Origin of the sequence: Gracilibacillus suaedae, from assembly GCF_017599345.1 — a bacterium.
Classification (GTDB): domain Bacteria; phylum Bacillota; class Bacilli; order Bacillales; family Amphibacillaceae; genus Gracilibacillus; species Gracilibacillus suaedae.
Window position 1 is genome coordinate 1 of sequence record NZ_JAGFVL010000008.1, and the last position, 6861, is coordinate 6861.

7 protein-coding genes are annotated in these 6861 nt (G+C 37.5%); 3 read left to right on the forward strand and 4 right to left on the reverse strand.

What is annotated here, in order from left to right; genetic code table 11:
* Window positions 1-405: 405 nt before the first annotated feature.
* Window positions 406-762: a DUF2512 family protein gene (locus J5J03_RS00945; RefSeq protein WP_208585671.1), complete on the reverse strand. Its 357-nt coding sequence runs from the start codon at window positions 760-762 to the stop codon at window positions 406-408.
* A gap of 112 nt (window positions 763-874) precedes the next feature.
* Between J5J03_RS00945 and J5J03_RS00950 the strand changes: the two genes are divergently transcribed.
* Together J5J03_RS00950 and J5J03_RS00955 are read left to right on the forward strand one after the other, a co-directional pair.
* On the forward strand, window positions 875-1111 hold the full coding sequence (locus J5J03_RS00950) for a hypothetical protein (protein ID WP_208585672.1): 237 nt from the start codon (window positions 875-877) through the stop codon (window positions 1109-1111).
* Window positions 1112-1161: 50 nt separating this feature from the next.
* A complete protein-coding gene (locus J5J03_RS00955) occupies window positions 1162-1674 on the forward strand; it encodes a DUF3231 family protein (RefSeq protein WP_208585673.1) in 513 nt (170 codons plus the stop codon).
* Window positions 1675-1718: 44 nt separating this feature from the next.
* Here the strand turns inward: J5J03_RS00955 and J5J03_RS00960 are convergent, their stop codons facing one another.
* Window positions 1719-2930: an MFS transporter gene (locus J5J03_RS00960; protein ID WP_331460398.1), complete on the reverse strand. Its 1212-nt coding sequence runs from the start codon at window positions 2928-2930 to the stop codon at window positions 1719-1721.
* Window positions 2931-3128: 198 nt separating this feature from the next.
* On the opposite strand from J5J03_RS00960, the gene J5J03_RS00965 reads away from it, so the two are divergent.
* On the forward strand, window positions 3129-4217 hold the full coding sequence (locus J5J03_RS00965; protein ID WP_208585675.1) for an FUSC family protein: 1089 nt from the start codon (window positions 3129-3131) through the stop codon (window positions 4215-4217).
* A gap of 29 nt (window positions 4218-4246) precedes the next feature.
* On the opposite strand, the gene J5J03_RS00970 is transcribed toward J5J03_RS00965, so the two are convergent.
* Window positions 4247-5998, reverse strand: coding sequence for an ABC transporter ATP-binding protein (locus tag J5J03_RS00970; protein WP_269435770.1), 1752 nt, complete (start codon window positions 5996-5998; stop codon window positions 4247-4249).
* 28 nt (window positions 5999-6026) lie between these two features.
* Window positions 6027-6554 (reverse strand): nucleoside tri-diphosphate phosphatase, encoded by a 528-nt coding sequence (gene ntdP, locus J5J03_RS00975; protein WP_208585676.1) that lies wholly within the window; start codon window positions 6552-6554, stop codon window positions 6027-6029.
* Window positions 6555-6861 lie beyond the last annotated feature (307 nt).

Consider the following 6861-nt stretch of genomic DNA (forward strand, 5'->3'; position numbering starts at 1 on the left):
CGCAGCGATGGTTTCCTATACGGTTTATTTCAAAATGGCTACTTTGATAACAAATGCGTTGATACCGAGGATTATATACTTTCTTTCCTTATGAAGAAAAAACTGAGCAAAAAACGCTCAGTCCTTATGATTAAAAGTTAAAGAGTTACCATTTCTCTAGCATTCATTATGAAATACTTGAACAGCTTAACCACCACTCCGGCTGCCCACTCCACTTTGTAAAGTGTTTTTCTTTGCAAAGTTAGTTGAGGCCCTGCCCGCGGAAAGCGACGTAATTAGTCGGAGCGTTGCAAATACACATCAAACATTTCAACATAACTACTTCGATTAACACGGTCATTGCGCTGATTTTATACTTTTTCTATATAATAGAGGTGTAGTGGGAACACTACACCTTCTATTTATTTAAGCTGGTGCTTTATCAACATTTCCAGAACGGATTAAGAATCGGTGCAATAAGTATTCACATACACCTAAAATAATTGATACACCTAAAGCTCCTCCGAAAGAAACGTATGCACCTGCAAATATATTGGAAATAAAATAGAGAATTAAAAACGCTGTGATTAAATCGAGTACAACACTTGTCCACAAAGTTTCACTATTCAACAGTGCATATTCTAATGCCAAACCACTTCCTATTAATAGTAAAATGATCAGAAACGGTTGCCACATTGCCCCGTAATTAACATTATCCGACATAAACATAGAAATCAGTAACACAATTGGTACTGTAATTATTTTGACAATTAAGCTTATCACTCTATTCACCTCCTCCATTATTGTTTGTTATCTAAAAGCTTTTATTCGCACGCATAGTTTCATGTTAAATACACACAATAGCTATGTATCAAAACTCGAAAGGGTGACAAATATGCCTCATCAGCAACAAGTTCAGCAAGCATTACAACAAATTACACAAATTGCACAGCAACTGGAACAACAAGAACAGCAAAATGCCCAACAACTACAAGGACAGGCTCAACAACAAGCTGGAGCTAACATGGGTGCTGCTCAACAGGGAATGGCGCAAACAGAACGCAATGCTGCACAACAGCTGCAACAAATTCAGCAACTCTGTCAGCAATGCCAACAACAGCTAAATCAATAATCAAATGAGGGGTTTACTATATAAGATCCCTATTAACAAGGAGGAAAAACATGGGTATTTTATCAGGTGATCCAAAAAAACAACCATTACACTATGGTGAAATTGCAAGCATTTGGGCATATTTATTAGCTGCGAAAGGTAACTATGCCGCATACCAGACATTTCTGAATCATTGTGGAGATCAAGATTTAAAGAAACAGTTGGATGATGGTATTTCCTTAATCAAACAGGAAAGTGAACGAATAGAGGAAATATTAAAAGTAAATGGTATTGCCTTACCACCTTCTCCACCTGAACGTTCTTATGCAACTTTAGAGGACATTCCGGTTGGAGCTAGATTTAATGACGCGGAGATCAGTGCAGCAATCTCAGCAAATATCGCCAAATGTCTTGTAGCATGCAGTACCATTATTGGACAATCTACACGTGAAGACATCGCCATGCTTTTTGGTCAATTCCATATGAATCAGGCTCAAGCTGGAGCGAAAATGCTGCGATTAAATAAAGAAAAAGGCTGGTTAGTTACGCCACCATTACACACTAATATCCCTACCAAACAATAAAGAAACATCACACCCCCGTTTCAATCAAATGAAACGGGGGTGTTTTATGATTGACTACTTTCCTCTGTACTCGGTTTAATCGCAAAAAAGGTAACCAAAATCGCGATTGCACTTAGTCCTGCTAAAAAGTAATACATCCAGTCTGGATTTTTTTCAATAAAAATGGCGATTATCGGTGGACCAGCAGCAACTCCTAAAAAACGCATACTGCTGTATAATGATGTTACCGTTCCTCGCACATCTTTTTTCACACCTTCTGTAATCAATGCATCTAATGTTGGCAAGGAAATACCTATCCCAATCCCTGCTATCGACAACATGACCGAAATATACATCATGGTAACATCAGGTTTAATAAATAGTAGAGGAACGCCTCCTATTACATTCCCTACTAGAATAACCCATTTCATCACAATTTTATTTTTGCCAATTTTCTTCCCAGCCACATAGGATGCGATACATAAGAATAACAATGGTATAGCAAGGATGGAACCTTTGATGATTCCTTCCATCTGATAATCCTTTTCTAATAATGTAGAAAAATGAAACAAAAATCCAAATAGGACAAACATGTTGATACAGCCAATAATAAAAGTACTGATTAGCCATTTTCCGTTGTCATGAAAAACTTTCTTGATCAACTGTAAAAAGTGTTTAAATGTTTGTTTCTCTTCCTCGTCGTCTTCTTTTGGTGGTTTAACCAAGAACATGACTAACAGAACCGAAATCGCCGAAAAGATCGGGATGAAGAGAAACGGTAAATACCAAATGAAAATGGCAAGTGCTGCACCAATGATTGGACTTAAGACTTTACCAAATGTATTCGATGTTTCGATGATCCCTAATCCGGCACTTACATCCTTTTCATCGTCAAACATGTCGCCAACAGTCGGAATGACAACTGGAAAGGCACCGGAAGCGCCGATACCTTGTAAGAAACGGCCTATTAAAATAACCATAAAAGGATCTGCCATTTTCCATGCCGCAAAAGCAGAAATAAGTCCACCTATACCAGTAACAATAAGGCTAGGTATCATGACTTTTTTCCGCCCGATTTTATCAGATAAATACCCTGCTAAAGGAATCAAAAGAATGGCTACAATTGAATATACAGTTATAATCAGACTTGATTGAAAAGATGTAATATCTATTTTCTTTTCGATAATCGGAAGAATTGGGATTAACATGGAATTGCCCAATGTCATCACTAATGGTATTGATGCTAATGCAATAAGATCTAATTTTTTATCCTTCACGTTTTTCCCTTCCATCCAACGGTAATATAGTACTATGTCTATTTTTCACTTCCAATCGGTTTTCATACTTGGATTTTTCCGGAACTTTATTACGTAGTTAACCATCAGTGGTCCCTACTTATGGGGGTCTCACTTTATTTCACCGAAAATTGAGAAACTGTTATACTGAAGATGACAAATTTTAGAAGGAGTGTTTTTATGAAGCTTGGTGCTCGAATCCTGAAGACTGGCTTCGCAATCACTGTTGCACTATATATTGCCGATTTAATTGGACTTGAAGCTGCTACATATGCTGGGATTGCTGCAGCTTTTGCGATCCAACCAAATATATATCGTTCGTTTCAAACCATGCTTGAACAGATTTACGCTAATATTTTTGGTGTCGGTATTGGAGCAATGGTTGTGTTCGGGCTAGGCAATGACCCTATTGTTATTGGTTTTACCATTATTATTGTTATTGCTCTTTGTATGTATTTTAAGATGAATGAGAATACGATTGCCTTAGCCATTATTGCAGTACTTGCGGTAATGGAAACAACCGAAATGTTGTTACTGCACTTTGCTGGTGTTCGTTTTTCTGCATTAACATTAGGAATTCTCTCTGCGTTTATTGTCAATATGTTATTTCTACCACCAAAATATGAATTACGTTTATTCAAGTCGATCGATCAGATCACCTCTGATATTCTACAATGGCTACGGATTTCTACCAGACATTTATCAGATGATCCTGCTTTACGTACTGAGATTGTTCGGATTGAAACAGAAATACGTCATATCGATCATACATACTTATTGTTTAGTGAAGAAAGAATGTATTTCAGAAAAACAAGAATGCCGAGAATGCGCAAATTAATTATTTTTAGACAAATGATTAACACATCAAAAAAGTCATTAGCTACTTTAAACGCATTCCATCAATACGATGATAAAGTTGAAAATATCCCCAAAGAATTTCAAAATGTGTTAGTTGATGAATTAGATAAAATTATCTATTCACATGAACGCTTGTTATTAAGTGCAATGGGCAAAATCAAAAAAAACCCTACGAAATCGATAGAAGAAATTACTGATCCTGATATTCCACATCTTGTCGAAACACTTATACATGTATACGAACAAGATGATAAAGATAGGCTCTCTCTATTACCGCTGGCATCGCGACTGATGGAATATCATAAAGAAATTCTTCATCTCCAGCGAATTTTGAATAGTTATCAAAGATTTCACGAGCACCTCGACTTCAACTTTAAGAAAAAGAACAGAAAAATCCTTCCATATCCATAGAAAAAACCATCCGCTAGTTACGGATGGTTCTAGTCATTATCTAATTCTTGTACTTGATATAAATTATAATAATGGCCCTGCTGTTGCATTAACTGCTGGTGTGTCCCTTCTTCAACAATTTCGCCATTTTCAATTAAAACGATTCGATCAGCATGGGTAATTGTCGATAATCGGTGGGCGACGATAAAAGTAGTTCGGTCTGAAGCTAGTTTTTCCAATGCTTCCTGAATTAAGTGCTCACTTTCTAAATCAAGTGCTGATGTTGCTTCATCTAAAATCAATAATGGCGGGTTTTTTAAGAATACACGGGCAATAGCAATTCGTTGCTTTTGTCCACCTGACAGTTTTACCCCTCGTTCACCGACCAACGTATCATACCCATTCGCCAAGTCGCTGATAAAATGGTGGGCATTGGCAGCTTTGGCAGCCGCTATTACTTCCTCATCAGTTGCATCAGGTTTACCCATGCGAATGTTCATCGCAATCGACTCACTAAACAAAATATTATCCTGTAACACCATACCAATTTTATCCCTTAATGAGCGTGCTTGCACATCACGAATATCATGACCGTCAATAAGAATCCGGCCACCTGTTACATCGTAAAAACGTGGAATCAAGCTGATAATCGTTGACTTTCCGCCGCCACTCATACCAACTAAAGCGACTGTCTCTCCCTGCTTAACATCTAGAGAAATATCCCGTAATACCTTCTCTTCCTCTTCTTCATAGCGGAAAGATACATGGTCAAACTCGACTTTTCCATCGACTTTATTCAATGGTTTTGCATTCGGTTTATCTTTAATATCATATTTTTCATCAATAAATTCAAAAACACGATCCATTGACGCGATTGATTGTACTAGTACGGTTGACGAACTAATTAATCTTCGCAATGGACTATAGACACGATCCATATAACCAACGAATGCCGCGATTGTACCTACTGATAGGTCAGATGTAATCGCAAAATATCCGGCAAACCCAATGACTAATAATGGTGCCAAATCGGTAATGGTATTCATAACTGCAAAAGTTTTCGCATTCCATGCCGTATGATCAATTGCACGGTCTAGGAAATTCTGATTTTGTTTATCGAATTCTTTTTCCTCATAGTCTTCCAATGCAAAACTCCGTGTGACAGGTATTCCTTGAACACGTTCATGCAGGTGGCCTTGTACTTCAGCTAATGCTTGGGACCTCTGTTTCGTCAGACTGCGTAATTTGCCATAAAAGATCTTCACGGATATGGCATAGAGTGGGAATAACGCAATCGCTACAATTGTCAACCATACATCCATGAATAACATAATCCCAATCGCAATCAGGATCGTTATCATATCAAGCCAAATATTCATTAAACCTGTCATGACAAAATTCTTGGTTTGCTCGACATCATGTATTACCCTGGAAATAATTTCGCCAGTTTTCGTACGTGAATAAAACTGTAAGCTTAAACGTTGGATATGATCAAATAACTTCTCACGGATATCATATAAAATTTTGTTTCCTGTCCATTGTGCCAAATACTGACGATAGTATTCAATTGGCGGACGAAGAAAGACAAATAAAATTGCAGCGATTCCCATTAACCAAAATAATTGCGATAATTTTTGATCGGACGTTAATCCGTCAGCGCCAATAATATCATCGATTACATACTTCACAATTAAAGGCATTAAAAGAGGGATACCGAATTTCACGATCCCTATTAACACCGTAACTAAAATCTTCCACTTATAGGGGAAGACAAATTGCATATACCTTTTTATACTGTCCAAACCTGTTTCACCTCTTCCGATGTTGCGATTAGCGATAGGTTAAATATAATTCATACCATTGGTCCACGAACTCTGGTGAAAATGGTCCCTTTCGCTGTCTTACCCAGTGCAGAAGATGATCGACATTGTTCCATAATATTTTATCCAAAACTTTTGGATAATTCATTTGACTTTTATGCAACTCATATTCATCCTCATCCAATAGCGTATATGTCATATCTGGAAATACTTTTACGTCTAAGTCATAATCTATATATTTCACGGCCCGGTCCTCGAATACAAATGGCGAGCTAATGTTACAGTAATAATATATGCCATCATCGCGTAACATTCCGATTACATTGAACCAATACTTCGCATGAAAAAAACAAATAGCCGGCTCTCTCGTTATCCATGTGCGACCATCACTTTCTGTAACTAATGTTTTATCATTTGCACCAATCACGCGATTGCTTGTTCCTTTTAATACCGTTGTTGTATCCCAGACACGATGGAGCTGACCATTATGTTTATAGCTCTGTATTTGGATTGTTCTTCCTGGTTCAAGGCCATCCATTCGTATCTTCCTTTCTTTTATTTAGTAATACTAATTATAACGATAAATATTTACAATTGAAAATAATACAATTGGAATGGTGTATTTATAGTGGGGATAGGTTGTCGGTAGTAAGGGTGCTCGCAGGAAGTCTACTAGTTTTTGACAGTCAGGCGAGCTAAAGTTTCTCGAAGACACTTTTTGCTGTTTTCCCCTCTTTTTGTCCTCGAGAACGCTTCTCGAAGACACTTCTTGTTGATTTTCCCTCTTTTTGTCCTCGAGGGCGCTTCTCGAAGACACTTCTTGCATATTTCCTCTCTTTTTGTCC